Origin of the sequence: Oleiharenicola sp. Vm1 (genome assembly GCF_047777955.1) — a bacterium.
Classification (GTDB): domain Bacteria; phylum Verrucomicrobiota; class Verrucomicrobiia; order Opitutales; family Opitutaceae; genus Didemnitutus.
Map to the genome: position 1 here is coordinate 30,732 of NZ_CP180537.1, position 23,505 is coordinate 54,236.

Genomic DNA, 23,505 nt, shown 5'->3' on the forward strand with positions numbered 1-23,505 from the left:
CCCATGCCCCCCAAAGCTCCCCCCACCCTCATCGACAACAACAACGGCACCATCACCCTCGCGAAGGCCGACTACAACGCGCTCATCGACCGGCTCAACAACGCCTACAAGATCGTTCGCGACTGCGACAAGCTCCTCGCCAGCCTCGCCCGGGGCGCGCAGGACGCCTCGAAGATGATCCACAGCAGCCTCACCGGCATCGGCGACCCCAATCCGCCCGTGGACCTCAATCGCGTGCCCTGATTTCCCATGACCACGATCGACGAAATCCTGGACGGGATCAATCAGACCACCCGCAGCGTCTTCGGCGGGGTTCCGATCTCGCGCGACGACCTGGTGGCCGACGTCCGGCGCCAGCTGGCCGGACTGTGGAAGCCCATCGCCCGACAATTCATCTTCGCCGGCGACGGACTCTACGCGTGCCCGACCGAGGCCGAACTGAAACGCATCCTCGCCGCGAGCCTGCAGGACCGCCCGGCCTACCTCGCCAGCGTGATGGACTGCGACGACTTCGCCTGGCGCCTCAAGGTCTTCGCCAACGAGCAGGCCCGCGCCGCCGGCAAGGCCGCCTCCTACGCCCTCGGCGTGGTCTGGCGCACCGACTCGACCCGCGCCCGCCAGGGCCACGCCTACAACTGGGCCCTGCTCGACGACGAAAAGGGCGGCCACGCCCTCGTGATGATCGAGCCGCAGACCGGCGACTACCGTCCGCTCGACCGGACCGTGGACCGCAACCTCGACCTCGTCTGCTGCTAGGCCCGCCCCGCTCCGGGACGCCGGCACCGCGCCGGCGTCCCGGGATTTTATTGGCGCACGGGCGCCGGCTCGGCTTGGCTCGGCGCATGGGTTTCTTCGATCGCCTCACCGGCAAAAAGCCGGCGCCCTCCGCTCCCGCTCCCAGCGCCCCGGCGCCCGCTCCCGCCGAGACCGCCGCGCCGGCCCCGGCGCCGGCCACCGCCGGCGGCGTCCTCCCGCAGCTCGCCGCCGCCAAGGCCCGCCTCGCCGCCCGCGACCTGCCGGCGGCGATGGCGATCTACGAGCAAGTCCTCGCCGTCTCCGGCGACCGCGCCGACGTGCTGCTCACCGTCTCTGCCGACCTCGGCGTCCACGGCCACATCCGCGAGCTGATCGAGGTCGTCGCCCCGCGCTACGACGCCGAGCGCCACGGCCCCGGGCCCGGCCTCAATCTCCTCCAGGCCTACCTCGCCGCCCGCTCGCCCGAGGCCGCGCAACATCTCCTGGACCTGCTCTTCTCGCTCAACCGGCCCGAGCTCGAGGCGCGCCTCATCGGTTTCTCCCGCGCGCTGGCCGAGCTCTCCCTCTCCGAGTCCTCACCCGTCGGCGATCTCGAGGCCGGCACCAAGATCAGCCTCGTCAGCATCAGCAAGCCGATCTGGTTCTACGGCCTCGAGGACCGCGCCGCCGCGCTGCTGCCCGCCAAGGAAGGCCGCCTCCGCCGCGTCGCCTTCGCCCAGTGCGCCCTCCTCGGCGAGGCCAACCTCATGGAGCGCGCCGCGCAGCCGGAGGACGCCGTCGGCCGCTTCACCCGCGGCCTGCCGCTGTGGTTCGCCGAGACGTTCGGCGCCAGCGCCGGCTACGACCCCATCGCGGGCATCGGCCTCTTCGCTCCGAAGCACTACGCGCTTTTCCCCATGGAGTGGGCGGCGGAGAACATCCGCCAGCTCGACGAGTCCGCCCAGGGCGGCCTGGACTACGTCGTCACTTTCGCCCTGCGCAGCCGCAACGCCGACTACGAGCTCGGCGCGCGCATCTGGGAGGTGAAGAAATTCCGCGAGCTGAAAACCTTCACCACCCGCTGGGCGCCCGCCGACGCCGACGCGGTGCTCGCCCAGTTCCACCAGCAGCTGAAGACCTACATGGAATGGCAGCCGGCCGCCGCCGGCCTCGCCTACGCGCCGCCCGCCGCGCCGCTCAGCTACATCCAGGCCCTCGGCGGCTCGCTCACGCTCTTCCTCGGCGAGAAGCAGATGCTCCCGCCCGAACAAATCGCCGCGCCCGCCGCCCTCTTCCTCCAGGCCGCACAGGCCAACCCGGCCGACGCCCGCGCGCAACTCGCGCTCGTAACCGCCCTGCAGCGCCTCCAGGCGCGCGGCGCCGCGCCTGACGAAGCCGCCCTCGCCCACGCCCGCGCCTGGCTCGCGTCCGACGCCGCGAGCGCGGCGGGCGTCGCGGGAGTGGCGGTGTGAGGTGAACGCTCCCGCTGCGCAAGTCGTCGCCCAGCTGCGCGCGCTGCGCAACGCGAGCGCCGTCGCCGGCATGCGGCGCTTCGGCATCACTTCCACGGCCGAACTGCTCGGCGTCAGCGCGCCGCAACTGCGCGCGCTGGCCCGGCTCCATCGGCGCGACCACGCGCTCGCCGTCGCCCTGTTCGACTACGACATCCATGAGGCGCGCGGCCTCGCGACCCTCGTGGCCGACCCGTCGCGCGTCACGCGCATCCAGGCCGAGCGCTGGGTGAAGCGCTGCGACAACTGGGCCCAGACCGACGCGCTCGCCTTCCTGCTCGATCGCACCGCTTTCGCCGAGGAGAAGGCCCACCAGTGGAGCGCGCGCCGCGCGGAATTCGTCAAGCGCACGGCCTTCTCCCTCATGGCCGGCATGGCCGTGCACCGGAAGGAGCTGCCCGACGAGATCTTCCTGCGGATGCTGCCCGTCATCCGCCGCGAGGCGACCGACGAGCGGAACTTCGTGAAGAAGGCGGTGAACTGGGCGCTGCGCCAGATCGGCAAGCGCAACCCGCGCCTCCGCCGCGCCGCGCTCGCCGAGGCCCGGCGCATCGCCCGTCTCGACTCGCCCGCCGCGCGCTGGATCGCCCGCGACGCCCGGCGCGAGCTCGAGGCCCGCGCCTAGCGTTTCGCCACCGCGAGCTGGCCGCAGCCGGCGGCGATGTCGATGCCGCGGCGCTGCCGCACCGTGCTCGGCAGGCCGTAGCCGGCGAGGATTTCCTGGAAACGCTTCGCCGCCTCGCGCCCCGTCGGCGCGCCGTCGTAGCCGGTCGTGGGGTTGAGCGGGATCAGGTTCACCTGCGCCAACTGGCCTTGCAGCAACCGGCCGACGGCGTGCGCGGACTCGGGTGTGTCGTTCTTCCCCTCGATCAGCGTCCACTCGTAGAAAATCCGCCGCTGCTGCCGCGCGATGTAGTCGCGGCAGGCGTCCATCAGCTCGTCGAGCGGCCACTTTTTCGCCGCCGGCACGAGCGCCGCGCGCTCCTCCTGCGTGGCGCCGTGCAGCGACACCGCGAGGTGGAACGGCCGCTTTTCCTCCGCGAGCCGCCGGATGCCGGGCACGACGCCGACGGTGCTGAGCGTGATCTTCTTCGCGCCGAGCGCGAGGCCGTTGGGGTCGCGCAGGATGTCGATCGCCTTCATCACCGCGTCGTAATTGTGCAGCGGCTCGCCCATGCCCATGAGCACGAGGTTGCGCAGCCGCTCGTGGCGCTCGTGCGGCGAGTCGCTCGCGGCGTCCGCCAGGGCGCCGCCCGGCCCGACGCCGCGCAGGACGGCATCGACGTGCATCGCCTGCGCCACGATCTCGCCCGGGCTGAGGTGGCGCACGAAGCCCATCTGGCCCGTCGCGCAGAAGACGCAGCCCATGGCGCAGCCGGCCTGGCTGCTGATGCATGCGGTCACGCGGCCGGTGTAGCGCATCAGCACGGTCTCGATGCGGCGGCCGTCGGACAGCTCGAGGAGGTATTTGCGCGTGAACCCGTCCGCGCTGTGCGTCTCGGCCGCGGTGGCGTGGCGGCCGAAGCCGAGCTCGCCCTCGGCCTTCGCCCGGTAGCGGGCGGGCAGCTCCGGCATCGCCCGCCAGTCCTCGACACCCGCGAGGTAGACGTAGGCCCACAGCCGCGCGGCGTGCACCGGCGGGAAGCCCCAGCGCGAGGCGAGCGCGAGCAGCTCGTCGCGCGTGTGGTCGTAGAAGTTGGCCGGCCGCGTGGACACCGCGCTGACTTCTGCGCTCCCACCGCCCCCGCGCAAGACCCATCTCCGCCCCACCCAGAGTCCGTAATACGGACTCTTTCGCGCGAACGTGCGTGGACGACGGAGGCACGGGTTGCCATGTCTGGGGGCGCGCCTAGATTCCCGCGCATGTCCCAACGCATCGTCCTCGCCGGTGGCACCGGCTTCATCGGCGCCGCGCTCGCCCGCCGCCTGCGCGAACGCGGCGCGGAAGTCGTGGTGCTGACCCGCTCCGCGCCCCGGCGCCGCGGCGACGGGGTGCGCGAGGTGGCGTGGGACGGCCGCACGGCCGGGGATTGGGCGCGGGAGCTCGAGGGCGCGCACGCCGTGATCAACCTCGCGGGTTCGACCATCAACTGCGTGCACACGCCGGAGAACCGCCGGCGCATCGTCGCGTCGCGCCTCGACGCCGTGCGCGCGCTCGGCGCGGCGGTGCGCGCGGCCGCGACGCCGCCCGCCGCCTGGGTGCAGGCCAGCGCCGTGGGCTTCTACGGCCACACCGCGCAGCGGTGTGCGGAGGACGCGCCGGCGGGGACGGGCTTCAAGCCCGACGTCTGCGTGCAGTGGGAGGCGGCGTTCGCCGCGGAGTGTCCGGCCGCCGTGCGCGGCGTCGTGCTGCGTGTCGGAGTCGTGCTCGGGCGCAAGGCCGGCGCCTATCCGCCGCTGGCGCGCGTGACCAAGTGCTTCCTCGGCGGCGCGGCCGGCCGCGGCCGGCAGGGCATCAGCTGGATCCTGCTCGACGACCTGGAGGAGATTTTTCTCCGCGCGGTGAGCGCCGACACCATGCGCGGCACCTACAACGCCTGCGCGCCCGAGCCGGCGAGCAACGCCGATTTCATGCGCACGCTGCGCTCGGTGCTCCGCCGGCCCTGGGCGCCGCCGGCCCCGGCGTTTCTCCTCCGGATCGTCGCGCCGCTGGTGATGAAGACCGACGCCAGCCTCGTGCTCGAGGGGCAATACGCCGTGCCCGCGCGGCTGCTGGCGGAGGGCTTCCGCTTCAAGGCGCCGCGCCTGATCTCCGCGCTCACCGCCCTGGCCGATTGAGCGGCGGACCGCCGGCGGAACGAGCCGGCGGGGCGCGCCCCCCAGACGGTCGCGACGAAACCCGCCCGCCGAAGCGCGCGCGCGTCGCGATCCCGCCCCGTTTCAGGCGGCGGGTGGTTTCCGGTCTAGACGGAGTATTTGCTGCGTGCCGGGTCGCAGTCGGGCATGCCCTCGTAGGCGTGCACCGAACCGGCGGAGTCGGCCCAGAGCGGCAGCTGGGTTTCGCGGACTTTCCTGGTGTGGCAGATGTCGTTCTGCACTTCCGGATCGCGGCCCTGGATCATGAGACGGTTCAGGGCGGCGTAGGCGATGTCTTCGGGCTCGACGTGCAGCAGTTTCGCGAGCCGGAGCACGGGATGCATCTCGGCGTCTTCGAGATGGATCTTGATGGTGGACATTGGGTCCTCCTTTCGGGGTTGGGAGCGGCAGTTTACTCCCGCGGGCACCGCGCGGCTGCGCAGGGATTGCGCAAACCTGCCGCTGGCGCGTTGCCTTTTGCCGCCCGCCTCGCAGCGTGGCGGCATGATCGACTGGGCGAACAAGTTCCTGCAGGCGTTCATCCCGCTGTTCGTGGCGATCGACCCGATCGGGCTGGCGGCCATCTTCCTCGGACTGGGGCAGAACCTGCCGCGCGAGCGCCGCCACAAGGTCGCCGATCAGGCGATCTGGACCGGCGGGCTGGTGGCGCTGGGCTTCCTGTTCCTCGGCACTTCGATCTTCGCCGCGCTGGGCATCTCGGTGAGCGATTTCCAGATCGCGGGCGGCCTGATCCTGTTCGTCATCGCGGCCAAGGACCTGCTCTCCTCCGCCGCCGAGAGCGAGAAGCTGCCCGAGGATTTCGGCGTCGTGCCGCTGGGCATGCCCCTGATCGCCGGCCCCGCCTCGATCACCACCCTGCTCGTCCTCGCGCAGAACCAGGCCGTGGGCGTCGTCGTCACGCTCGCCGCGCTGGTCGTGAACCTCGTGCTCGTCGTCCTCGCGCTGCACTACAGCGAGTGGCTCGGCCGCAGGATCGGGCCGACCGGCATGCGCGCGATCTCCAAGATCATTTCCATGCTCCTCGCCGCCATCGCCGTCGCGATGATCCGGCAGGGCTGGCGCTCCTGATGAAACTCCCCGTCCTCGGCCTCGCCGCCACGCTCCTCGTCCCCGCCATGGCCACCGAACCCGCCGCTCTGCAGGCCGTCGTCGACCGCGCCGTTGCCGACACGCGCGCGGAATTCACCGCGCCCGCGCTCCAGGCCGACCAGCTCGCCGTCACTGTCGTCGACCTGCGCGGCGCGGCGCCGGTGCCGGCCAGCTATCGCGGCGACGCGCGGATGTATCCGGCAAGCGTCATCAAGCTTTTCTTCGCCGCCTACGCGCACCGCCTCATGGAAGACGGGAAACTCGCCGACACGCCCGAGCTGCGCCGCGGGATGCGCGACATGATCGTCGATTCCTACAACGAGGCGACGAGCTACGTCGTCGACGCCATCACCGGCACGACGAGCGGCCCGGAGTTGCCGCCGGACGAGCTGGCCAAGTGGAACGCCCAGCGCGGCATCGTGACGCGCTACTTCGCCGGCCTCGGCTACGCCAACGTCTACGCGCAGCGCAAACCGTGGGGTGAAGGTCCCTACGGCCGCGAGAAGCAGGACATGGAGGCGCATCCGCCGGCGCGGAATTATCTTTCGACCAACGACACCGCGCGCCTGCTCGTCGAGCTCGCGCAGGGCCGCTGCGTCTCGCCCGCGCGCTCGGCGCAGCTGCTCGAGCTGATGCGGCGCGATCCGTTCAAGGCGAGCGACGACCCGGATTCGCAGGACGTCGGCTTCACCGGCCCCGCGCTCTCGCCCGGCATGAAGCTCTGGGCGAAGGCCGGCTGGGTCAGCTGGGCGCGGCACGACGCCGCGCTGATCGAGCTGCCCGGCGGCGGCCGCGTCGTGATCGTCACCTTCACCGAGGGTCGCGAGCACGCCAACAACCGCCGCATCATCGCCGCCGTCGCCCGCCGCGTGCTGGCGCACTTGCCGTGAGCGGTAGGGCGTAGCGCGCCGTTGGCCGCGCCGGTGGGAGCGGTTGTCCGCGACGGCCCTTGGGCCATGGCCGGCAACGCGAGTCAGGGCGCTGGGGGACCAGCGCCCCTACCGCGGGCGATCGCGGCCGCGGCCCGGCGGGACGCGGCGGCCGTTCAGTTCGCCGCGTGCTCGAAGAGCTGGCCGTTGATCACCGTGCCGGTGCAGTGGCTGGTGTATTCGAACGGATCGCCGTCGTAGAGCGCGAGGTCGGCGTCCTTGCCCTTCTCGAGCGAGCCGGTGCGATCGGCGATGCCGAGGATCTTCGCGGCGTCGATCGTGATGCTGGCCAGCGCGGCGTCGAAGCCGAGGCCCTTGCCGGCGGCGACGGCGGCCTCGAAGAGCACGACGCGCGTCTTGGGCACGTAGCTCTCGTAGCCGCTCTCGATGGCGAACGGGATGCCGGCGGCGCGGAGCTTCGCGGCGGTGTCCATGGCGAGGTTCTCGGCGTCCTCGTTGGCGCGGGCCATCGTCGGATGCAAAATCACCGGGAAGCCGCTGGCCTTGATCGGGTCGAGCACGAGGTGGGCGTCGGCGCAGCCGTCGAGGACGATCTTGAGATTGAACTCCTTCGCGAGGCGCAGCGCGGCGAGGATGTCGAGCTGCCGGTCGGCGTGAATCAGGAGCGGCTGCGAGCCGTCGAGCGCGCGGAGGAAGGTCTCGATCTTCAGATCGCGCGCGGGGCGCTTCGACTCGTCCTTGGCCTCGCGCTTCCTCGCGTATTCCTGCGCCTTGATCAGCTCGGCGCGGAGCATGGCGACGGCCTTGGCGCGCGTGCCGGGGGACTTCGGGCCGCCGGCGGCGGCGGGGCCTTCGCTGCGGTTGAGCGCGGCGTTGCCGAGCGAGACGGCGGTCATCGCGGCGGGGTTGACCACATCCTCGTCGGACTCGCGGCCGAGCGTCTTCACGATCATGGTCTGCCCGGAGACGAGCGTGCCGGGCGCGTGGCCGGTGTTGACGGTGGTGACGCCGAAGCCGCGCACCCAGGCGACGAGCGGATCCTGGGCGTTGTAGGCGTCGAGTGCGCGCAGCTCCGGCTGCACGGCGGCGGAGCGCTCGAGCATGTCCTGGTCGTGCGGCTGGTTGAGCAGGCCGGAGAGGCCGACGGTGGCACGGGCGTCGATGAGGCCGGGCGTGACGACCTGGGCGTGCACGACGCGGTGGTCGGCGGTGTAAACCATGTCCTTGGCCGGGCCGGCGTAGGCGATCTTGCCGTCGCGGCCGACGAGCACGAGGCCGTCGTGGATCGGCGCGCCGGCGGCGGTGTGGAGCGTCTCGGCGTGGATCGCGAGCGGCAGGGCGGCGGTGGCGGTGGCGCGCGCGGCCGGGGCGGTAGCGACGAGGCACGCCAGGGCGCCCAGGCGGACGAGGCGGGAAACGGGTTTCATTGGGCACCTCCGAAGAGTTCGGCGTTGGCGTTGGCGATGATGTCCCAGGCGTTGCCGAAGCAGCAGAGCTGCACGCGGCGCGGATCGCCGGCGCCGGCGCCGCCGAGGGCGTAGAGCCGGTCCTGCGGATCCGAGAGATCGAAGACCTTGCGACCCTCGACCCAGGTCTGCTGCACGTGCGTGTAGACGCTGAGCGGGTCGCCATCGAGGAGGATGAAGTCCGCGTCCTTGCCCGGCTCGAGCGAGCCGAGGCGTTTTTCCAAGCCCAGGATCTTGGCGTTGGCGATCGTCACGGCACGCAGGGCGCCGGCGCGCGTCATGCCGCCGCGCACGGCCATGCCGGCGGAGCGGAGGAAATGGCGCGAGTCGGTGACGCTGTCGTCAGTGTGGAGGCCAACGAGGACGCCGGCCTTCTCCAGCACGGCGGGCGTGGTGAACGAGGCGTCGCGGGTCTCGAGCTTGCCGCCGGGGGAGTCGATCATGATGACCGAGCAGGCGACGCCGGCCTGGGCGATCTCGTTGGCGACCTTCCAGCCTTCGGAAACGTGGTGGAGCACGACCTTGAAGCCGAATTCCTTGGCGAGGCGGAGCACGGTGAGGATGTCGTCGTGGCGGTGCGTGTGGTGCTGGACGACGCGCTTGCCGTCGAGGACCTCGACGAGTTCCTCCAGCGCGAGGTCGCGCGGCGGCAGCTTGTCGGGGTCGCCCTTGGCGCGCTCGATCTTGGCGCGGTATTCCTGGGCCTTGATGAACTGTTCGCGGACGAGCGCGGCGGACTTGCCGCGCGTGCCGGGGAAGCCGCCCACGCCGCGCATGGAATTGGTGCCGTTGGCCATCTTGAGTCCGCCGGCGATGGAGCCGTCGTCGTTCCTGATCAGCAGGTCGTCGACGGTGCGGCCGTCGCGGAGCTTGGCGTAGACGGTCTGGCCGCTGATGAGGTGACCCGAGCCGGGCATGATGTTGGCGGTGGTGATGCCGCCGGCCTGGGCCTTCTGGATCGACGGGCTCTGCGCGTCGATCGAGTCGAGCGCCCGGACGTCGGGCTGGATCGGGCTCGACGCGTCGGCGCCGGCCGGGCCGCCGATGTGGCTGTGCGAGTCGATGAGGCCCGGCATGATGACTTTGCCGGTGGCGTCGTGAACTTCGGCGCCGGCGGGGATGGCGACCGAGCCGGCCGCGCCGACGGCGACGATCTTGCCGCCGGAGACGACGAGGACGCCATGCGCGATGGGCTCGCCGACGATGGGGATGATTTGCGCGCCCTGGAAAACGAGGGGCTTCTCCTGCGCGCAGACGCCCGCGGCCAATCCACAGAGGACCGCCAGGGGTAACAGGGGTCGGAAGGACATGGCGGGCGACGATGCGCGGCGCGCGCGGCCGCGCAACGGGAAATCGACCAAGGCGGCGGGCGAGACTATCCTCGCGTCTTCCGGGCTCGATACGCCGCCAATTCTTCTCTCGAGATTTGATCTGCGGGAACCAACCGATAGTGAACTTCGTCCACGATTTTGATTTCGTCGTCTTCGATCGTCAGTTCGAAGAGCGCGATTAGATCGTCTGCCATGAATTGTGCCGAAATAGGGCGGCAAATCAGTTCCGGAAACTTATCCCGACAGAATGCGATGTCCTGCTCGGTTTGAACCGCACCCAGCTTGTCGTTACCACCCTTCGCCTGCACCGGGATCACGTATTGGCGACCGTCGCGATCCACTCCAACGTAAACTTCGTCGACTTCGATTTGGCCGATGTCTTTGACCGACGTGCGGAGATGACTCTGCAACGAGCACGCCGAAAGCCCAAGAAAAACATCGATCAATCGATTGTATCGCACTTTAGCCAAGAGGGCTTGTTCATCCGAGAGCGCATACGCAGAGATGATCTCGGGCGTGGCCTCGGGGATTTTAATCGTGACTAGGTTTTCGTTCGGCAAAATCCGACTGACCTTCGCCAGTCGAAACGCATAGCGGGACCTACCTTGGCCAACGATGACCCACTCGCGACCTTCAGTTTGCGTTGCAATCACGCGTGCCGGCATCGCGATTCGATAGCGCACGGAATACACCGCATCGCCAAGATTCTTGGGCAACTTGACCTTTAGTTTCTTTGCGGCTGCGACAAATTCCTCTCTCTCGAAAACCACCTCGGTCGCGCCGGGCTTGTAGTGGTCGAAAAATATCTTCTCTAGCAGTGCCTGATATCGATTCCCTCGCTGGGTGGGTTTCGTTTTACGTTTAGGCATAAAGGAGCTTGGGCGTGCGCTCGCGTTCGATGTCGATTTGCTTTCGTTTCCGCGCGCCGCTCTTGCGATCACGAGACCCAATTGGCACAGGCACCCCGAAGTGGGCGGCTGCTTCCGACATCTCCATGGCGAGCAGGTTCGGATCGCCGAGAGCGAGGGCGGTCGTTTGACGGCGAGGGGCCGCTCCGGAGGCCAGCACGATTTCGGCGGCAATCGCGCGGGCAAGCGGCGGTGGAACGGCGTTTCCAATCTGGCGCGCGCCGTGCCATTTGGTGACATGAAACCGGAACCAATCCGGAAACCCATGCAGGCGCGCCATTTCTCGGACGGTAACGCAGCGATTGAATCGATAGTGAATTGGCCGCGGACTAGTGAAGGCTCCTCGTTGCGAGTCGCTGCCTGCACGCAACGTGTTAGCGAGACCGAATCGCGGCAATTTGAAGAGCCGCGAAATCGGCTCCACGCGCCCCGAAGGCGTTTCCGCGAAACGGCGCCGGGAGATTTCGGTGTGCTCAGACCTGGCACTGGAAGTTAAAATCGATGCATCCCAGACACGTGGGATCCCAAAATGCCACGACTCCGGCTCCAAGCAGCGCATTTCCGCGGCATAGGCCGAAGGGCTTCCCCACCGCCCCGTCGCGACCCAATCTCTCTCGTTTAGCGTTTCGAACGTCTCGGCGTCGGGCAAGTCCTCCAACGCATCCTCGCATGACGGGCCGTGCTGCAATCCACGCAGCTCCAAATCGCTTCCCGCGGGAATCGTTTTCGCCATCGGATACTCCGGTAGTGGCAAGCCGCGACGCGCCCCGATCAAAATGAGGCGTTCGCGATCCTGCGGCACGCCGTAATGGGCGGCATTTAGAACGCGCCAAGGCAACCGCACATTGTAGCCGATGCTTCGAAACTCTGCGATAATCTCCTCAAGGAACTTACGTTGCTCACCGAGCGTGAGACCCTTGACGTTTTCGAAAACGAAATAGTTGGCCTCCAGTTCGCGCACGATTCGCACGTAGTCCCGGACGAGACCGTTGCGAGGATCGTCGAGGGCGCGCTGCCCGATGAGAGAAAACCCCTGACAGGGCGGACCGCCAAAGACCACATCAACGCGCTCGCCGCCAATACCGGCGGCTTCTCGAATTTGCGCTCCGCTCAAGTGGACGACGGACCGGGCGATGGTGGCGCAACTCGGAAAATTGAATTCGTGCGCTGCAGCGTGCACGGGATCGTATTCGACCGCAGCCACCACGTCGAAGCCGGCCTGCTCGAAGCCCAAGCTCATGCCGCCGACACCGGCGAATAGGTCTATTCCGATAGGGCGTGGCATATGCAGTGGTTACTAGTTCTCCGCGATAGAACAGTCGAGCCGGGTTCGTGCAACCCTCAGCTTTCAAGAAATTGGGTGATTCTCGGTAGCACTCGATCCACCTTTCGAATCTCGCACTGCCAGACGACAAGAACACCCCATCCTGCCTTACGTATCGCGGCGCTCGTCCGGCGGTCCCTAGAACGATTAGAACGAATTTTCATCTCCCAATAATCGATGCGACTCTTTGGCAACCTGCCCCAACGGCAACGATGCCCATGCCAAAAGCACCCGTGCACAAAAATAACCTTCTTTCGCGACGGGAAGACGATGTCGGGTCTGCCGGGCAAATTCGCCGCGTGCATTCGGTAACGATAACCCAGCGAGTGTAGTCGCTTGCGTAGGGCAACCTCGGGACCGGTGTCTCGTGTGCGAACACTCGCCATGATCCTGCTGCGAACCTGCTGGTTTACACGATCAGCCATGCTAAGACGTTAACGCTGACGGCAAGGCGCTCAACTGGAGATTCGTGTCACACCCATACATCGACAGTTTGTGCTAAAACCGGGGCAAACACCGGTTCGCCGTTTGACGCCGCGCGGGAAGTGCGGAGCTTCCGCGCTTCCATGAACGCTCCCGCCCCGGCTCCCAGCCCCAAATTCCACTACGCGTGGATCGCCGCCGGCGTCACCTTCGTGACGCTGCTCGCGGCCGCGGGCGCGCGCGCGACGCCCGGCGTCATCCTGCTCCCGCTCGGCAACGAGTTCCACTGGAGCCGTGCCACGGTGTCGTCGATCGTCTCGATCAACATCTTCCTCTACGGCCTGATGGGGCCGTTCGCGGCGGCGCTGTATCAGCGCTTCGGGCTGCGGCGGACGATGATGGCGGCGATGACGATGCTCGCGGCGGGTTACGGGCTGTCGACGCTCGCGACGCACTACTGGCAATTCGTGGTGCTGTGGGGCTTCGTCGTCGGCATCGGCTCCGGCATGGCGGCGGCCGTGCTCGGCGCGGCGGTGGCGACGCGGTGGTTCACCCAGCGGCGCGGCCTCGTGATGGGCCTGCTCACGGCCAGCACGGCGACGGGGCAGCTGATTTTCCTGCCCAGCCTGGCGACGGTCGTGACGGAGAAGGGCTGGCGCGGCGCGCCCCTCGTGGTCGCGGCGGCGGCGCTGGCCGTGGTGCCGCTGATCGCGTGGCTGATGCGCGACGATCCGCGCGACGTGGGGTTGCGGCCGTTCGGCGAGAGCGGGCCGGCGGACGACCACGCGCCGGTGAAGGGCAACCCGGCCAAGCGCGCGGTCGACGTGCTGCTCGAGGCGGTGCGCGCGCGGGATTTCTGGCTGCTGGCCGGGTCGTTCTTCGTCTGCGGCGCCAGCACCAACGGCCTGGTCGGCACGCACTTGATCCCGGCGGCCTTCGACTGCGGCATCCCCGAGGTGCGCGCGGCCGGGCTGCTGGCACTGATGGGGATTTTCGACCTCTTCGGCACGACGGCGTCGGGCTGGCTGAGCGACCGTTTCAACTGCCGCACGCTGCTCTTCACCTACTACGGGCTGCGCGGGCTCTCGCTGCTCTTCCTGCCGCAGGCGCTGCTCGGGCCGACGGCGGGGCTGGGCGTGTTCGCGGTGTTCTACGGACTCGACTGGATCGCGACCGTGCCGCCGACGGTGCGGCTCACGGGCGAGGTGTTCGGGCGCGAGAAGGGTCCGATCGTGTTCGGCTGGGTCGTGGCGAGCCACCAGGTCGGTGCCGCGGCGGCCGCCTACGCGGCGGGCGTGACGCGCACGAGTTTCGGCAGCTACGCCCCGGCGTTCATTGGCGCGGGCGTGCTGTGCGTGATCGCGGCTCTGATCGTGCTGCCGATCGGGAAACGAAAGCCGCTCGCGCCGGCGGCGGCGTGAGCGCGCGGTGGCTCAGGTCAGCCGGTCGAGCTTGCGGATGGCGACGATGAGCGCCCCGAGCGTGGCGAGGGCGAGCCACGGCACGGCGCCGAGGTGCGACTGCGCGAGCGCACCCGCCAGCGCGGGCATCACCGCGGCGCCGATGGCGCCGCCGCCGGACTGGCGTCCCACCACGGTCTGCACCGCGTCCGGCGCGAAGCGTCGCCCCACCTCGTGCATCAGGCCGGGGTAGATCGGCGCCAGCCCCAGGCCCGCTACGGCCAACGCGCCGCCGGCCAGTCCCGCGCCGGGGGCGAAGATGAAGCCGGCGATGCCGGCGAGCGCGACGAGCGCGCCCGTGTTCACCAGCCGGCGGTTGCCCCAGCGCTCGGCCACGAAGCCCACCGCCACCCGGCCGGCCGTGATCGCGCCGAAGAACGCCGCCACGCACAGCGCCGCCCGCTCGGGCGCGACGCCGCGCCCGGCCACCAGCAGCGTGCCGGCCCAGACGCCGAGCGTGAACTCCACCGCCACGTAGAGGGCGAAGATCGCCGGCGACAGCCAGCCCGCGAACGAATTGGCCGGCGTCGTCGGCCCCGGGCCCGCGGCCGCGGCGGCCGGTGCCGCGGCGGCTTGCGCGGGAACCTGGCGCCACAGGCCGAGGCTGAGGAGGAACAGCAGCGCCAGCCCGCCCTGGGTGGCGCTGATCAGCAGGTAGCCGCCGCGCCAGCCGAGTCCGCCCGCCAGCGCCCAGCCGAAGATGAACGGCCCGCCGGTCGCGCCGATGCCCCAGCAGGCGTGCAGCCAGTTCATGTGCCGCGCCGCATAATGCCGCGCCACGAAGCCGTTGAGGCCCGCGTCGACCGCCCCGGCGCCGAGCCCCAGCGGCAGCGCCGCGGCGTAGAGCCACGCCGCGCCCTGCGCCCGCGAGAGCAGGAACAGGCCGCTCGCGGTCAGCAGCCCGCTCGCCAGCACCACGGGACCGGTGCCCCACCGCCCGATGATCGCGCCGCTGCTGAACGCCGCCAGGCTCGTGAGGACCGTGCCGAGGGTGACGATCACGCCGGCCAATCCGATCGGCAGCCTCAACTCCGGGTAGATCGTCGGCCAAGCCACCCCGAGCGTGCCATCCGGCAAGCCCAGGCTGATGAAGCCGAGGTAGATCACAACCAGCAGCAGCGATCGGCGGTGCGTCTCCACGTCGAACCCTGATGCAGGCCGCTCGGCCGGGCGGTGACAACCCGCGATTGACCGCGGCGGCGCGGTGGTGGCGCGAGCGGTGGATGAATGCACCGCCCGCCTTCGTGCGCGGCGGACCCGCGCTACCGTTTCAGGCGGGCCTGGAGCTTCTTCACCTCGGGCGAAACCGCGCCGCAGGCGCCGGTGCTGCCGCAGCCGGATTTTTTCTTCGGCCCGAACCACGACCACAGCAGATACGCCACGGCGAGGAGCGCGAGGGCGGCGGCGATCAGGGTTTGGAGGGAGGAGGACATTTCAGAAGTGGCCCCCGGAACACACGGAATACACGGAAGGGGACGCGTGGTGTTCTTTCGGTGTATTCCGTGTGTTCCGTGGGCAAAAATCTCAGAATCCGAGCGCGCGGCCAGCGTGGTAGACGATGAAGCACACGACCCACGCGGTGCCGGTCATGTAGGCGATCTGGAAGAGCGGCCAGCGCCAGGAGTTGGTCTCGCGCTTCACCACGGCGACGGTGCTCATGCATTGCATCGCGAAGACGTAGTAGACCATCAGCGTCAGGCACACCAGCGGCGTGAAGAGCGGCGCGCCGTCGGGCCAGTGGGCCTTGCGCAGGGCGTCGCGCAGGGGCGTGGTGTTGTCGTCGGCGGTCTCGACGCCGAAGATGACGCCCATGGAGCTGACGAAGACCTCGCGCGCGGCGAAGGACGTGACGAGGCCGATGCCCACGCGCCAGTCGAAGCCGAGCGGCTTGATCACGGGCTCGAGGAGGTGGCCGGCCCGGCCGGCGAAGCTGTGCGCGATCTGCTCGGTGGGCGTGGCGGCGGGATTGGGATGCTTCGGGTAGGTGGTGAGCGCCCAGAGCACGATCGAGATCGCGAGGATGATCGTGCCGGCGTTCTTGAGGAACAGCCAGGCGCGCTCGACCATGTGCCGGGTGATGTCGAGGAAGCGCGGCGGCTGGTAGGCCGGCAGCTCCATGATCATGTGCGGCGTGCCACCCTTCACGAGGTAGCGCTTGAAGAGCCACGCGAAGCCGAAGGCCCCGGTCGTGCCGAGCGCATACATGACGAGCATGAGGCCGGCCTTCTGCGCGGCGGGCACGGTGTCGCCCGGCAGCAGCGTGGCGATCATCAGCAGGTAGACCGGCAGGCGCGCGGAGCAGCTCATCAGCGGCGCGACGAGGATCGTGACGAGGCGGTCGCGGGCGTTCTCGATCGTGCGCGTGGCCATGATGCCGGGGATGGCGCAGGCGTAGGAGCCGAGCAGCGGGATGAACGAGCGGCCGTTCAGGCCGACCTTGCTCATCGGCCGGTCCATAATGAACGCCGCGCGCGCCATGTAGCCCGTGCTCTCGAGCAGGCCGACGAAGAAGAACAGGATCAGGATCTGCGGCAGGAACACGATGATGCCGCCCACGCCGCCGATGACGCCGTCGGTGAGCAGGTCGCGCAGGTCGCCCGGGGCCAGCGCGGTCTTCACCCACCCGCCGAGGGCGGAGACGTGCTCGTCGATCCAGTTCATCGGGTATTCGGCGAGCGTGAAGATCGAGAAGAACATCACGCCCATGATCGCCGCGAACACGACCCAGCCCCACACGGAGTGGCAGAGCACGGCGTCGATCTTGTCGGAGAGCGACGGGCCGGCGTGGCGGTCGCGCAGGATCACGTCCTCGCACAGCACCTTGATGGCGTCGTAGCGGCTGCGGATGAGCACGCCGGACCAGTCGGTGCCGTCCCTCGTCCAGCGCGCGCGCCACTGCTGGAGAATCTCCAGCGTGCGCGTGGAGTGCTGCTTCGAGCCGGCGACGCGCACCGAGTCGAAATCCGTCAGCAGCAGCAGCGCCTCGGCCCGCGCGACGAGCGGCGGGCGGGCGTCGTTCTGCACCAGCGAGGCCTGGATCTCGGCGACCGCGGGCGCGATCGGGCCGGGGACGTCCCAGCGGTGCTTCGCCAGCGGCAGCTCGATGCGGCTCATGGCGAGGCGGAGCTCGACCAGGCCCTTGCCGCGCACCGCTTCGCAGGGGATGACGGGCACGCCGAGCTCGCGCTCGAGCGCGGCGGGGTCGATCTTGATCCCGGCCTCGGCGGCAACGTCCATCATGTTCAACGCGAGGATGACGGGGCGGCCGAGGTCGAGGACCTGGTGGACGAGGTAGAGGTTGCGCTCGAGGTTCGAGGCGTCGACGACGCAGACGATGCGGTCCGGCTGCGGGGTGTCCTCGCGGCGGCCGAGCAACACGTCGCGCAAGACCGCCTCGTCCGGCGAGCGCGCCGCGAGCGAGTAGGCGCCGGGCAGGTCGATGATCTGGATCGGGCGGCCGTGCTGCGAGTAGGTGATGCCGGTCTTCTTCTCGACCGTGACGCCCGGGTAGTTGCCGACCTTCTGGCGGAGGCCGGTGAGGGCGTTGAAGAGCGTGGTCTTGCCGCAGTTCGGGTTGCCGACGACGGCGTAGACCGGCGTGCGGTATTCGGCGGAGGCCGGGCGCTTCGCGGCGGAAGCCGGGAGCGAGATGTGCGACGGGAGCTTCACGCGCGGAAGACGGCGGCGCGGCGCGGATCGGCGCGCAGGGGTCGCATGGCGCTTACTTCGCGCCGGTCGGCAGCGGCTCGACCAGGATGCTCATCGCCGCGCTGTGGTTCAGCGCCAGGCGGGTTCCGTTGACCAGGCAGAGACTGGTGATGCTGCCCGAAATCTTGGTGACCAGCGCCGCCTCGCCGAAGCCCATCTCGCGCACGCGCTGGCAAAAACTTTCGTCGCCCGTCAGCCGGCACACGCGCCCCGTCGCACCAGCCGGCAGCTGGCAAAGCGGAGAGAGGTCTTGGAAGGGCGTGGACATCCGACCGGGCCAGCAAACGCGATTGAGACTGAGTTGCAAGCCAAGGTTTGGGTTTAGCCCCGTGAAAGGCGTCCGCCCGAAAAGTGTTCATAAAATTAATCATCATTATCTTAGGAGATTATCGTTCGGCTTTCAGTCGCAAAACCCGCAAGCTCTTCGACAAGGGATGCACGCCGCTCACCCCGCCGGGGGATTCGGCTGGGGCTGGCATCGGCCCCCCAAGCAGGTGGCGACGACCGGCGGGCAGAGCCGGCGAGGCCTCGCGGTCGGGCGTTCGCCGCGCCGCACCGCGCGGCCTCGGCACCTCCCGTCTGCGCCGCTGCCGCCTGCCCGGTCCGAAAGCACACCCGCGTCCGGAGCTTTGCCTTTGCCCCGCGCGGCGAAACGCCGTCCGATGCACGCGTCATGCAGCTCCGCTTCGTCCGGCACACGCTCGCCCTGCGTCACGCCTTCGGCATCGCGTCCAACACGCGCACGTCCACGCCCGCCATGCTCGTCGAAGTCGAGCGCGACGGTCTCGTCGGCTTCGGCGAGGCCGCGATGCCGCCCTACCTCGGGGAAACGCAGGACACGGCCGCGGCGTTCTTCACCCGCGCGCAGCCGCTGCTGGCCGCGGTGGCGGACCCGTTCCAGCTCGAGGAAATCCTCCCGGCGATCGACGCGCTCGCGCCGGGCAACACCGCCGCCAAGGCCGCGATCGACATCGCGCTGCACGACTGGATCGGCAAAAAGCTCGGCGCGCCGTGGCATCGCCTCTGGGGCCTCGACGCCGCCAAGGCGCCCGTGACGTCGTTCACCATCGGCATCGATACGCCCGAAATCGTGCGCGAGAAGACGCGTGAGGCCGCGCCCTACCGGATTCTCAAGGTGAAGCTCGGCCGCGACGCCGCCACCGATCGCCTGCTCGTGTCCACGATCCGCGAGGTCACCGACGTCCCGCTCACGGTCGACGCCAACCAGGGCTGGGCCAGCCGCGACGACGCGCTTCGCCTGATCGAGTGGCTCGCCACGCAGAACGTCCTCTTCATCGAGCAACCGATGCCCAAGGCCGCGCTCGACGACACCGCGTGGCTGCGCGAGCGCAGCCCGCTGCCGCTCATCGCGGACGAGAGCCTGCAGCGTGTCGGCGACGTGCCGCGCCTGCGCGGCGTGTTCGACGGCATCAACATCAAGCTCATGAAATCGACCGGTCTGCGCGAAGCGCACCAGTCGATCATCCTCGCCCGCGCCCTCGGCATGAAGGTCATGCTCGGCTGCATGACCGAGACCTCGTGCGCGATCTCCGCCGCCGCGCAGCTCTCGCCGCTCGTCGACTGGGCCGATCTCGACGGCGCGTTGCTGATCAAGGACGACCCGTTCGACGGCGCGCGCATCGTCGACGGCCGCGTGACGCTCAACGACCGTCCCGGCATCGGCGCGGTGAAGCGCTGAACGCGCCTCGCCATCGCGTGGCGCGCGCAGTTCCGGTTTGTCTGTCCGCACCGCGCCCCCACACTGCCCGCCATCATGCCAATGCCCCTCCTCCGCGCGGTCTGGGCCACCGCGCTGTTCGTCGGCGCTGCACTGCGCCTCGTGGGGCAGGAGAAACCGGTGAACACACAGCCGGTCGACCTGCCCGATTTCGTCGTCGAAGGTCAGCGCGAGCTGCCGCCCCCCGAGCCCTGGCTCTACAGCCGCCTCGGCAGGCACGAGATCCTCTCGAGCGCCGCGCGCGGCCCGACCGAGCGCATGCTCAACGACCTCAACCGGCTCATCCACGCGCTCTCCCTGCTGAAAACGCCGTTCCTGCCGCCCGGGGAACTCTCGGCCAAGGTCGTGATCTGCGGGCGCGAGGCCGACTTCCGGCCGTTCATGGAGAAGTTCCATGATGAGAGCACCGAGGAGGACATGCGCACGTGGCACTACGAGTTTCTCGGCCGCGAGGGCGCCGTGCTCGTGCTCGACCAGACCGCCAACACCTTCAGCCTCGTTGACGACCAGTCGGACGAGGAGTCCACCGAGGTCTCCCTCGTCGACCAGCGCGCGAAGGACTACACGCGGCGCCTGCAGACCGCGTTCGTGAAGTTCCTGCTGTATCAGCAGCAGCCGAACCTGCCGGCCTGGCTCGCCGAGGGGCTCGCGCGCTCGCTCGTGAATGTCCGCATCGACGCGCGGTCCGTGACCTGGGGCGTCGTCGACAATCCCAACAAGGTCCTCGGCGGCGTCGATGAGCGCTCCACCGGTCACGCCACCACGGACACGATGCTCACCCGGCCGAAGCCGCAGTCCCGCGACTCCCTGAGCGAGGACCTCGACTTCAACGCTGCCCTCGCCAGCACCGCGCTCATGCCGCTGGCGGAGATGTTCGCGTGGCAGCGCGACACCTACATCGGCAAGCAGCTCACCGCGATCCGCTGGTTTCAACAAAGCCACGCCTTCGTCCACTGGGGCCTGTTCGGCGACGCCGGCAAGCACCGGAAGCAATTCCTCGCCTTCGCCCAACGCCTCGAGAAGGAGCCCGTCTCCGAGGCGCTGTTCCGCGAGTGCTTCGGCCTGAGCTACGCGCAGGGACTGTCGGCCTTGCAGACGCACATCGAATTCGTCCGCGGCAAGGTCATCGGCGTGGAAGCCGAAAAAGGCGCGCGCCTGCCCGCGGCCCCGCCGATCGAGGTGCGCGACGCCACGCCGGCCGAGGTCGCCCGCCTCAAGTTCATCGCCTACACCCTGGCCGGGATGCCCGACCGCGCGCACAACGAACTCGTTCTCGCCTACCGCCGCGGCGAACGCACGCCGGACCTCGTCGCCGAGCTGGGTGTCTCCGCCCTGAAAATCGGCCAGCGCGATCGCGCCCTCAACTACCTCACCGCCGCCATCCGGGCGAAGACCACCCGCACCCGCGCCTACGCCACGCTCGCGCGGCTACGCCTCGACGATCGCCTCGCCAAACCGCAGGGCACGGACGGCAAGCTCAGTTACGAGCAGCTGCTCGGCGTGCTCGAGCCGCTCCTGCTCGCGCGCACGCAGGCGCCGCGCACGCCGGAAATCTACGCGCTGCTCGCCGAAGCCTGGGCGAAGACGGCCGCGACGCCTCCGCCCCCGCATCTCGCCTTGATCGACGAAGGCGTGCGGCTCTTCCCGGAGGACGCCGCGCTGCGCGAGGCCCGCGCGCGTCTGGGCCCAACGGCCACCGCCCATTGAGCGACGCAGGCTCGCCTCGCACGCGGGGCGGGTTCAACGTGCCGGGCGAATCGTCCGCATGTCCGCCCCGGCCCTCCCTCCTCGTTGCGCGAAAAGATCGGCCAGATGCTGCTGCTCGGCTTCCGCGGCCGCACCGCCGCCGACACCGCGCTCATCGTCCGCGACCTGCGCGAGCACGCCGTCGGCAGCGTGATCCTCTTCGACCTGGACATGACGTCCACGATCGACTCCGGCGCGCCGGGCCGGCGCAACATCGAGTCGCCCGCGCAGCTCCGCGCCCTCGTCGCGCACCTGCAGGCGCAGGCGCGCCTCCCGCTGCTCGTCGCGATCGACCAGGAGGGCGGCCGCGTCAACCGCCTCAAGCCCGCCTACGGCTTCCCCGAGACGATCTCTGCCGAGGAGCTTGGCCAGCGCGACGACCTCGCTTTCACCCGCGCGCAATCCGAAGCGACGGCGCGCACGCTCGCGGCCGCCGGCATCAACTTCAACCTCGCCCCGGTCGTCGACCTCGACGCCAACCCCGACAACCCGATCATCAAGGGCAAGCGCCGCAGCTTCGCCGCCGACCCGGAAAAGGTCGCGCGCCACGCCGCGGAGTGGGTGCGCGGCCACCGCGCGCACGGCGTGCTCAGTTGCGCGAAACACTTCCCCGGCCACGGCAGTGCCGCCGGCGACACCCACCTCGGCCTCGTCGACGTCACCGCCACCTGGCACGAGCGCGAGCTGACGCCATTCCGCCGCCTGATCGAGGCCGGGCTCGGCGATGCGTTGATGAGCGCGCACGTGTTCAACGCCCGCCTCGATCCCGCGCTGCCCGCCACGCTCTCGCGCGCGGTCATCACCGATCTCCTGCGCAACCAGCTCGGCTTCCGCGGCGTCGTCCTCAGCGACGACATGGAAATGAAGGCCATCTCCGCCCACTACGGTCTCGAGAAGGCCGTCGTCTCCGCCGTCAACGCCGGCGTCGACCTGCTCTGCTTCGGCAACAACATGAGCTACGACCCCGACATCGCCCCGAAGGTCGTCGCCCTGATCGAGCGCGCCGTGGCCGACGGCCGCATCGCCGCCGCCCGCATCGACGAATCCTGCGCCCGCGTGCTCGCGCTCAAGCGCGGCGCCGGCCTCCCGCTTCCCTCATGATTACCCCTGCCCTCCTCCGTCCGCTGGGTGTGGCGGCCGCGCTGCTCGCGCTCGCCGGCTGCGCCCACCGCCCCGGCACCCTCGCCAAGCGCAGCGGCGACGAGATCGTCGTCGCCGGCCAGCTTTTCCACACCGGCACGAAGGTCGTCACCTGGATGGACCCGGGCGGCTACGACGCCTACCGCGTCGAGCGCCGCTTCGCGCCCTACGAGCAGAGCAGCTGGGCGAAGACGCAGGAGGCCAAGGTCGATTTCAAGGACCCGAACCGCTACGGCCTGCGCTTCCAGAAACTCACGCCCGCGGAAATCGAGCGCGTGCGCGGCGGCGGCTGGGACCTGCCGCTGCTCCAGCGCACGGTCGACCAGTTCGTCATCCACTTCGACGTCTGCGGCATCGCCAAGCAGTGCTTCAACGTCCTGCACGATCACCGCGGGCTCAGCGTGCACTTCATGCTGGATCTCGACGGCACGATCTACCAGACGCTCGACCTCAAGGAGCGCGCCTACCACGCCACGATCTCGAACCACCGCAGCGTCGGCATCGAAATCGCCAACATGGGCGCCTACGGCCCGGGCGACACCCAGGTGCTCGACCAGTGGTATGGCCGCGACGCGAAGGGCCAGCCCGTGATCACGATTCCGGCCAAGCTCGGCGACCCGCTGATCCGCACCGCGGCCTTCACCGGCCGTCCCGCGCGCGCCACGCCGGTGCACGGCAACATCCAGGGCCAGGACCTCGTGCAATACGACCTCACGCCCGAGCAATACAAGGCGCTGATCAAGCTCACCGCCGCGCTCCACCGCATCTTCCCCAAGATCAAACTCGACTACCCGCGCGGCGCCGACGGCAAGCTGCTCCCGAAGAAACTGCCCGACGACCAGCTCGCCGCCTACGAGGGCGTGCTCGGCCACTACCACATCCAGACCAACAAGGTGGATCCGGGTCCGGCCTTCGACTGGGACAAGGTCATCCTCGGCGCCCGCCGCCTGGTGCCGTAAGCGGCATCAGCGGCCGAACGCGAACGCCGCCGCCAGGATCAGCACGGGCGCGAGCGGCAGCGCCAGCGGCCACGCCAGCGCGAGGCCGCGCCGCCCGCGCTTCGCCGCGGCGCGGAACAACGCCCAGCCCGCACCCCAGTAGGCCGGATAGCCCCAGATCGAGAACGCCATCGTGTAGCGCACCGCCTCGTCGAGGGGCCGCGCAGCGGGGCGTCGAAGAGGAAGATCGCGACGAAGGCCGCCACCGGCCACCCGAGCAG

At 69.5% G+C, this 23,505-nt stretch carries 24 protein-coding genes; 12 read left to right on the forward strand and 12 right to left on the reverse strand.

What is annotated here, in order from left to right:
* The first annotated feature begins 3 nt into the window (after window positions 1-3).
* The 4 genes from ACMYLB_RS00945 (at window position 4) to ACMYLB_RS00960 (ending at window position 2,871) form a co-directional block, all read left to right on the forward strand.
* Window positions 4-243 (forward strand): hypothetical protein, encoded by a 240-nt coding sequence (locus ACMYLB_RS00945; protein ID WP_415909118.1) that lies wholly within the window; start codon window positions 4-6, stop codon window positions 241-243.
* A 6-nt stretch (window positions 244-249) separates the two neighbouring features.
* On the forward strand, window positions 250-756 hold the full coding sequence (locus tag ACMYLB_RS00950; RefSeq protein WP_415909119.1) for a lectin MOA-related protein: 507 nt from the start codon (window positions 250-252) through the stop codon (window positions 754-756).
* A gap of 86 nt (window positions 757-842) precedes the next feature.
* On the forward strand, window positions 843-2,207 hold the full coding sequence (locus ACMYLB_RS00955; RefSeq protein WP_415909120.1) for a hypothetical protein: 1,365 nt from the start codon (window positions 843-845) through the stop codon (window positions 2,205-2,207).
* A 1-nt stretch (window position 2,208) separates the two neighbouring features.
* Window positions 2,209-2,871 carry a DNA alkylation repair protein gene (locus ACMYLB_RS00960; protein ID WP_415909121.1) on the forward strand — a complete coding sequence of 221 codons (663 nt, stop codon included), beginning with the start codon at window positions 2,209-2,211 and terminating at the stop codon, window positions 2,869-2,871.
* Here the strand turns inward: ACMYLB_RS00960 and rlmN are convergent.
* Window positions 2,868-3,962: a 23S rRNA (adenine(2503)-C(2))-methyltransferase RlmN gene (gene rlmN, locus ACMYLB_RS00965; RefSeq protein WP_415909122.1), complete on the reverse strand. Its 1,095-nt coding sequence runs from the start codon at window positions 3,960-3,962 to the stop codon at window positions 2,868-2,870. The two genes, ACMYLB_RS00960 and rlmN, sit on opposite strands and share 4 nt — an antisense overlap.
* 147 nt (window positions 3,963-4,109) lie before the next feature.
* On the opposite strand from rlmN, the gene ACMYLB_RS00970 reads away from it, so the two are divergent.
* The gene (locus tag ACMYLB_RS00970) at window positions 4,110-5,024 is read left to right on the forward strand and encodes a TIGR01777 family oxidoreductase (RefSeq protein ID WP_415909123.1); all 915 of its coding nucleotides are present in this window, start codon (window positions 4,110-4,112) and stop codon (window positions 5,022-5,024) included.
* Between the two features lie 125 nt (window positions 5,025-5,149).
* On the opposite strand, the gene ACMYLB_RS00975 is transcribed toward ACMYLB_RS00970, so the two are convergent.
* On the reverse strand, window positions 5,150-5,422 hold the full coding sequence (locus tag ACMYLB_RS00975; protein ID WP_415909124.1) for a hypothetical protein: 273 nt from the start codon (window positions 5,420-5,422) through the stop codon (window positions 5,150-5,152).
* A gap of 124 nt (window positions 5,423-5,546) precedes the next feature.
* Between ACMYLB_RS00975 and ACMYLB_RS00980 the strand changes: the two genes are divergently transcribed.
* The gene (locus ACMYLB_RS00980; RefSeq protein ID WP_415909125.1) at window positions 5,547-6,131 is read left to right on the forward strand and encodes a MarC family protein; all 585 of its coding nucleotides are present in this window, start codon (window positions 5,547-5,549) and stop codon (window positions 6,129-6,131) included.
* Window positions 6,131-7,042 carry a serine hydrolase gene (locus tag ACMYLB_RS00985; RefSeq protein WP_415909126.1) on the forward strand — a complete coding sequence of 304 codons (912 nt, stop codon included), beginning with the start codon at window positions 6,131-6,133 and terminating at the stop codon, window positions 7,040-7,042. Before ACMYLB_RS00980 ends, ACMYLB_RS00985 begins: the two co-directional genes overlap by 1 nt.
* Before the next feature lie 155 nt (window positions 7,043-7,197).
* Here ACMYLB_RS00985 and ACMYLB_RS00990 read toward each other — a convergent pair whose 3' ends face one another.
* The 5 genes from ACMYLB_RS00990 to ACMYLB_RS01010 form a co-directional block, all read right to left on the reverse strand.
* Window positions 7,198-8,469 carry an amidohydrolase family protein gene (locus ACMYLB_RS00990; protein WP_415909127.1) on the reverse strand — a complete coding sequence of 424 codons (1,272 nt, stop codon included), beginning with the start codon at window positions 8,467-8,469 and terminating at the stop codon, window positions 7,198-7,200.
* Window positions 8,466-9,818, reverse strand: coding sequence for an amidohydrolase family protein (locus tag ACMYLB_RS00995; RefSeq protein ID WP_415909128.1), 1,353 nt, complete (start codon window positions 9,816-9,818; stop codon window positions 8,466-8,468). The genes ACMYLB_RS00990 and ACMYLB_RS00995 overlap by 4 nt, the downstream gene beginning before the upstream one ends.
* A 65-nt stretch (window positions 9,819-9,883) precedes the next feature.
* Window positions 9,884-10,708, reverse strand: coding sequence for an endonuclease (locus ACMYLB_RS01000; RefSeq protein ID WP_415909129.1), 825 nt, complete (start codon window positions 10,706-10,708; stop codon window positions 9,884-9,886).
* A complete protein-coding gene (locus tag ACMYLB_RS01005; protein ID WP_415909130.1) occupies window positions 10,701-12,032 on the reverse strand; it encodes a DNA cytosine methyltransferase in 1,332 nt (443 codons plus the stop codon). Before ACMYLB_RS01005 ends, ACMYLB_RS01000 begins: the two co-directional genes overlap by 8 nt.
* Window positions 12,033-12,088: 56 nt before the next feature.
* Entirely contained in the window at window positions 12,089-12,496 is a 408-nt protein-coding gene (locus tag ACMYLB_RS01010; RefSeq protein ID WP_415909131.1) for a very short patch repair endonuclease, read from the reverse strand.
* A 141-nt stretch (window positions 12,497-12,637) separates the two neighbouring features.
* Here ACMYLB_RS01010 and ACMYLB_RS01015 point away from each other — a divergent pair, with 141 nt between their 5' ends.
* Window positions 12,638-13,915 (forward strand): MFS transporter, encoded by a 1,278-nt coding sequence (locus ACMYLB_RS01015; RefSeq protein WP_415909132.1) that lies wholly within the window; start codon window positions 12,638-12,640, stop codon window positions 13,913-13,915.
* Window positions 13,916-13,927: 12 nt separating this feature from the next.
* On the opposite strand, the gene ACMYLB_RS01020 is transcribed toward ACMYLB_RS01015, so the two are convergent.
* The 4 genes from ACMYLB_RS01020 to ACMYLB_RS01035 form a co-directional block, all read right to left on the reverse strand.
* Window positions 13,928-15,094, reverse strand: a complete 1,167-nt coding sequence (locus ACMYLB_RS01020) for an MFS transporter (RefSeq protein WP_415909133.1) — start codon at window positions 15,092-15,094, stop codon at window positions 13,928-13,930.
* Between the two features lie 122 nt (window positions 15,095-15,216).
* Window positions 15,217-15,387, reverse strand: a complete 171-nt coding sequence (locus tag ACMYLB_RS01025) for a hypothetical protein (protein WP_415909134.1) — start codon at window positions 15,385-15,387, stop codon at window positions 15,217-15,219.
* 91 nt (window positions 15,388-15,478) lie between these two features.
* Window positions 15,479-17,623: a ferrous iron transport protein B gene (gene feoB, locus ACMYLB_RS01030; protein ID WP_415909135.1), complete on the reverse strand. Its 2,145-nt coding sequence runs from the start codon at window positions 17,621-17,623 to the stop codon at window positions 15,479-15,481.
* A gap of 52 nt (window positions 17,624-17,675) precedes the next feature.
* Complete coding sequence (locus tag ACMYLB_RS01035) at window positions 17,676-17,930, reverse strand: FeoA family protein (protein WP_415909136.1); 255 nt, start codon at window positions 17,928-17,930, stop codon at window positions 17,676-17,678.
* A gap of 405 nt (window positions 17,931-18,335) precedes the next feature.
* Here ACMYLB_RS01035 and ACMYLB_RS01040 point away from each other — a divergent pair, with 405 nt between their 5' ends.
* The 4 genes from ACMYLB_RS01040 (at window position 18,336) to ACMYLB_RS01055 (ending at window position 23,245) form a co-directional block, all read left to right on the forward strand.
* Window positions 18,336-19,361 carry a dipeptide epimerase gene (locus ACMYLB_RS01040; RefSeq protein WP_415909137.1) on the forward strand — a complete coding sequence of 342 codons (1,026 nt, stop codon included), beginning with the start codon at window positions 18,336-18,338 and terminating at the stop codon, window positions 19,359-19,361.
* Between the two features lie 81 nt (window positions 19,362-19,442).
* A complete protein-coding gene (locus tag ACMYLB_RS01045; RefSeq protein WP_415909138.1) occupies window positions 19,443-21,107 on the forward strand; it encodes a hypothetical protein in 1,665 nt (554 codons plus the stop codon).
* Window positions 21,108-21,191: 84 nt separating this feature from the next.
* Window positions 21,192-22,247 carry a glycoside hydrolase family 3 protein gene (locus tag ACMYLB_RS01050; RefSeq protein WP_415909139.1) on the forward strand — a complete coding sequence of 352 codons (1,056 nt, stop codon included), beginning with the start codon at window positions 21,192-21,194 and terminating at the stop codon, window positions 22,245-22,247.
* Window positions 22,244-23,245: an N-acetylmuramoyl-L-alanine amidase gene (locus tag ACMYLB_RS01055; protein WP_415909140.1), complete on the forward strand. Its 1,002-nt coding sequence runs from the start codon at window positions 22,244-22,246 to the stop codon at window positions 23,243-23,245. Before ACMYLB_RS01050 ends, ACMYLB_RS01055 begins: the two co-directional genes overlap by 4 nt.
* A gap of 6 nt (window positions 23,246-23,251) precedes the next feature.
* On the opposite strand, the gene ACMYLB_RS01060 is transcribed toward ACMYLB_RS01055, so the two are convergent.
* Entirely contained in the window at window positions 23,252-23,428 is a 177-nt protein-coding gene (locus ACMYLB_RS01060; protein WP_415909141.1) for a hypothetical protein, read from the reverse strand.
* Window positions 23,429-23,505 lie beyond the last annotated feature (77 nt).

Coding starts and splice junctions, on each gene's coding strand:
- ACMYLB_RS00945 (WP_415909118.1), top strand. CDS start 4: ATGCCCCCCAAAGCTCCCCCCACCCTCATCGACAACAACAACGGCACC.
- ACMYLB_RS00950 (WP_415909119.1), top strand. CDS start 250: ATGACCACGATCGACGAAATCCTGGACGGGATCAATCAGACCACCCGC.
- ACMYLB_RS00955 (WP_415909120.1), top strand. CDS start 843: ATGGGTTTCTTCGATCGCCTCACCGGCAAAAAGCCGGCGCCCTCCGCT.
- ACMYLB_RS00970 (WP_415909123.1), top strand. CDS start 4,110: ATGTCCCAACGCATCGTCCTCGCCGGTGGCACCGGCTTCATCGGCGCC.
- ACMYLB_RS00975 (WP_415909124.1), bottom strand. CDS start 5,422: ATGTCCACCATCAAGATCCATCTCGAAGACGCCGAGATGCATCCCGTG.
- ACMYLB_RS00980 (WP_415909125.1), top strand. CDS start 5,547: ATGATCGACTGGGCGAACAAGTTCCTGCAGGCGTTCATCCCGCTGTTC.
- ACMYLB_RS00985 (WP_415909126.1), top strand. CDS start 6,131: ATGAAACTCCCCGTCCTCGGCCTCGCCGCCACGCTCCTCGTCCCCGCC.
- ACMYLB_RS00990 (WP_415909127.1), bottom strand. CDS start 8,469: ATGAAACCCGTTTCCCGCCTCGTCCGCCTGGGCGCCCTGGCGTGCCTC.
- ACMYLB_RS00995 (WP_415909128.1), bottom strand. CDS start 9,818: ATGTCCTTCCGACCCCTGTTACCCCTGGCGGTCCTCTGTGGATTGGCC.
- ACMYLB_RS01000 (WP_415909129.1), bottom strand. CDS start 10,708: ATGCCTAAACGTAAAACGAAACCCACCCAGCGAGGGAATCGATATCAG.
- ACMYLB_RS01005 (WP_415909130.1), bottom strand. CDS start 12,032: ATGCCACGCCCTATCGGAATAGACCTATTCGCCGGTGTCGGCGGCATG.
- ACMYLB_RS01010 (WP_415909131.1), bottom strand. CDS start 12,496: ATGGCTGATCGTGTAAACCAGCAGGTTCGCAGCAGGATCATGGCGAGT.
- ACMYLB_RS01015 (WP_415909132.1), top strand. CDS start 12,638: ATGAACGCTCCCGCCCCGGCTCCCAGCCCCAAATTCCACTACGCGTGG.
- ACMYLB_RS01025 (WP_415909134.1), bottom strand. CDS start 15,387: ATGTCCTCCTCCCTCCAAACCCTGATCGCCGCCGCCCTCGCGCTCCTC.
- ACMYLB_RS01035 (WP_415909136.1), bottom strand. CDS start 17,930: ATGTCCACGCCCTTCCAAGACCTCTCTCCGCTTTGCCAGCTGCCGGCT.
- ACMYLB_RS01040 (WP_415909137.1), top strand. CDS start 18,336: ATGCAGCTCCGCTTCGTCCGGCACACGCTCGCCCTGCGTCACGCCTTC.
- ACMYLB_RS01045 (WP_415909138.1), top strand. CDS start 19,443: ATGCCCCTCCTCCGCGCGGTCTGGGCCACCGCGCTGTTCGTCGGCGCT.
- ACMYLB_RS01055 (WP_415909140.1), top strand. CDS start 22,244: ATGATTACCCCTGCCCTCCTCCGTCCGCTGGGTGTGGCGGCCGCGCTG.